This is a genomic window from Rhodococcus sp. EPR-157 (assembly GCF_001647195.1).
Classification (GTDB): Bacteria; Actinomycetota; Actinomycetes; order Mycobacteriales; family Mycobacteriaceae; genus Rhodococcoides.
Map to the genome: position 1 here is coordinate 1 of NZ_LVCV01000408.1, position 3,167 is coordinate 3,167.

The following is a 3,167-nucleotide window of genomic DNA, read 5'->3' on the forward strand; positions in this document are numbered from 1 at the left end:
GCTGTCCGCAACCATATAGATAAATAGATGAGGTAAACAACTATTTTACCTATCTCATGGGTCACACAGCTGCCCGAAACTCCCGCCGAGAGCGTCAGCCCCTGATCACCGGATCGAAGATGCCCCGTCCGATGGTGATGGTGACGTTCGCGCCGACCGACGGTCGTGTCCCACGCACCGCGCATCGAAACGAGACGCCGTGCGAGGAGACCACGACGTCGCTGCTCTCTCGTCCGAAGAGGGAGGACGTCACGATCCCACCGCATGTATCCGAACCAGAACCGAGCGAGATATCGGCAGGGAGGATCGACAACGATCCCCGGCCCTCGCGGGCGTTCTCGATGATCTCGACGGGCACGGTCAGCGGGTGCTTCTCGGCGCGGAACAGGCCACCGTCGATGACGCCGTCGATCACGTTGGCGTCGGAGAGAAATCGAGCCACGAACGCGGACGCCGGGCGAGTGACCAGCTCCTCCGGGGTACCGATTTGCGCGATGGCACCGCCGTCGAGAATGGCTACTCGATCGGCGAGCGCCAAGGCTTCGGTCCGATCATGCGTCACATGGACTACCGTCAGCCCGGCCGCGCGCGTCAGGGATCGCAATTCCAACCGCAGCCGGTCGCGCAACGGCTCGTCCAACGCCGACAGCGCCTCGTCGAGCAACAACGCGCGCGGAGACCTGACCAGCGCGCGAGCGAGTGCGACGCGTTGCCGCTGGCCACCGGACAGCGTCGCCGGATTTCGAGACTCGAGCCCGGGCAGGCCGACCAGCTCGAGGACGTCGGCGACGCGTGTGCGGCGTTCCTGGCGCGAGACACCTGCAAGTTCGAGTGGGTACGAAACGTTCTTCCCGACGCTGCGATGCGGCCACAGTGCGTGTTGTTGGAACACCATCCCGAGTCCCCGATGCTCCGGCGGAAGCGAACGTCCCGCGCCACCGGCAACCACATCGTCCCCGATGGTCACCGTGCCGGACGTCGGATCCAGGAATCCGGCGACGGTGCGCAGGAGCGTCGTCTTGCCCGACCCCGACGGCCCGACGAGAGCGAGAAATTCGCCGTCGGCGACATGCAGATCGATTCCGCGAAGACCGACAGTGCCACCGGGATAGTCGAGATGGATGGAGTCGAGTGAAATCTGGGACATCAGGGGACCTTCTTTCGGTCGGTGACACCCGCGACGAGACCGAGCCCCGCGATTCCGACGAGCGCTACGAGTAGCGACAGCGCGGCCGCAGCGTTGTAGTCGCCCGCCTGTTGCAGGTTGAAGATCGACACACCGAGCGTCTGAGTTCCCGGTGCCACCAGCAGAACCGACATGGTCAGCTCACGCACCGCGGTCAACGCCACCAGCACGCCGCCGGTCACCGCGGCGGGAACAGCCAACTTCCACGACACGTCGTACAGTGCGCGGAGCGGGGACGCGCCCGAGGACCGGGCAACCTCCTCGAAGGCGGTGGGTGTCGCGCGTAGCGGTGCCCGCACCGCCTGCACCACGATCGCCAGAAACGCCATGACGTAGGCGCACAGGATGACCCATCGCGTATCGAACAGTCCGGTGTAGCGTCCGACGATCAACCAGCCCACCGCGATGACCAATCCCGGAATGGCCTGGGGAAGCATCGCCACCAGGTCGAGGCCGACGTTGTCACGAGACTTCGTTCGCGTCGTGACCACTGCCAGCGCCAAACCCAGGAGGCCGCAGATCACCGCGGCACCAAGTGCGAGAAACACTGAATTCTGGATCCCTACCAGGGTTCCCGGCGCCGTGACGGCTCCGATGATGCTGTCGAGAGTCAGATTGTCCCACGTGAAGGGGACACCAGGAGCGGGGAGCAACGCCTGGGTGGCCAACGCCAGGATCGGCAGTGCGGTCACCGCAAGTGCGAGGAGCCACACCGCGGCAGCCGCTGGAATACGACTGCGGCCCAAAGCGATCCGCTGATTTGCCGTCGTGGGCCCGTCGATGTGGGAGGCTCGTCCCGACAGCAACCGATCGACGGCGACCGCCGCCACGGCCAGCAACAACAGTACGATTCCGATTGTCGAGACCACCTCGAGCGGTTTGGCCACGGTGCCGGACTGGATGAATCGGTACACCATCGTCGACAGAGTGACGTAGCGATCGGGCAGTCCGACCAGCGCGGGGATTCCGAAATCGGCCAGGTTGGACACCGCTACCAACGTGAACGACGCCACCCCGGCGGTCCGGAGTAGCGGTAGCGTCACGTCGGTCAGTGCGCGCCTCGGGCTCGCACCTGCCATTCGCGCAGCCTCCTCCAGATCGCCGGGGATGCGTCGTGCGGCTGCCGCCATGATGAGGTACGCCAGCGGGTACGAGTGAATCGTCAGCAGGAAGATCACTCCATCACCGCCATAGATGTCCCACAGCGGTCCGCCGACATTGCTCGTCCAGAACTTGTTGATCACCCCGCTCGGTCCGAGCAGGCCCGTCCACGCGATAGCGCCGACAAACGGTGGAATCAACAGCGGGCTCAACAGGATCAGTCGAAGTACGGTTCGACCGGGAAGGTCGGTCCGATCGAGGACGAGCACCATGGCGACTGCCACCACGACGGCGAAGAAAGCCGACGTGCCGGCCGAGACGAGACTGTTGACCGCGGCATCGACGATTCCGGCGTCGAGAAGTTCCTGTATGTGGTTGCCGCCGAGGCCGATCGAGACGACGGCGGCGATCGGGACGAGTACGACGGCCCCGACCACCAGCCACAGAGCGACCCGGATACCGGTCAGGCCGCTGAGCGCGAACCTAGCCGACAAGCTCGTTGAACCTCTTCACAGCTTCGGGCTGCGACGCGGTGATCTCGGCGAGATCAGGGTTGAGCAGGTTCAGATCCGCGAGAGCCGGTGCACCGTCGGGAGTTCCGACGTCCCCGCGCACGGGGAGATACTGTTGCTGCACTGCGATCTCCTGACCGCGCTGGCTCACCAGGAAATCGACGTACTTCTTTGCGGCGTCCTGGTTGGCCGCGTCCTGGAAAATTCCGGCAGGCTGTGAAATGTACGGAACGCCGTCGGTCGGGTATTCCAATGCGATCGGAGATCCCTTCTCTGCCAGCTCACGCACGAGGTAGTCGACGACGATCCCGATCGGTTGCGTCCCTGCTGCAACGGACTGCCCGACGGGTCCGTTGCTCTCGGCGACC

Annotated in this window: 3 protein-coding genes; all 3 read right to left on the reverse strand. The window is 64.7% G+C overall.

Annotated features, from left to right (window positions below):
• Window positions 1-94: 94 nt before the first annotated feature.
• Window positions 95-1,147 (reverse strand): ABC transporter ATP-binding protein, encoded by a 1,053-nt coding sequence (locus A2J03_RS18900; RefSeq protein WP_068377003.1) that lies wholly within the window; start codon window positions 1,145-1,147, stop codon window positions 95-97.
• The gene (locus tag A2J03_RS18905) at window positions 1,147-2,781 is read right to left on the reverse strand and encodes an ABC transporter permease (protein WP_068377006.1); all 1,635 of its coding nucleotides are present in this window, start codon (window positions 2,779-2,781) and stop codon (window positions 1,147-1,149) included. The genes A2J03_RS18900 and A2J03_RS18905 overlap by 1 nt, the downstream gene beginning before the upstream one ends.
• Window positions 2,771-3,167, reverse strand: a 397-nt coding sequence (locus A2J03_RS18910) for an ABC transporter substrate-binding protein (protein ID WP_156520460.1), incomplete at its 5' end; no start/stop codon positions are given. The genes A2J03_RS18910 and A2J03_RS18905, both read right to left, overlap by 11 nt.

Excerpts from the sequence above, each read along its gene's own strand:
- A2J03_RS18900 (WP_068377003.1), bottom strand. The coding sequence starts at position 1,147 with ATGTCCCAGATTTCACTCGACTCCATCCATCTCGACTATCCCGGTGGC.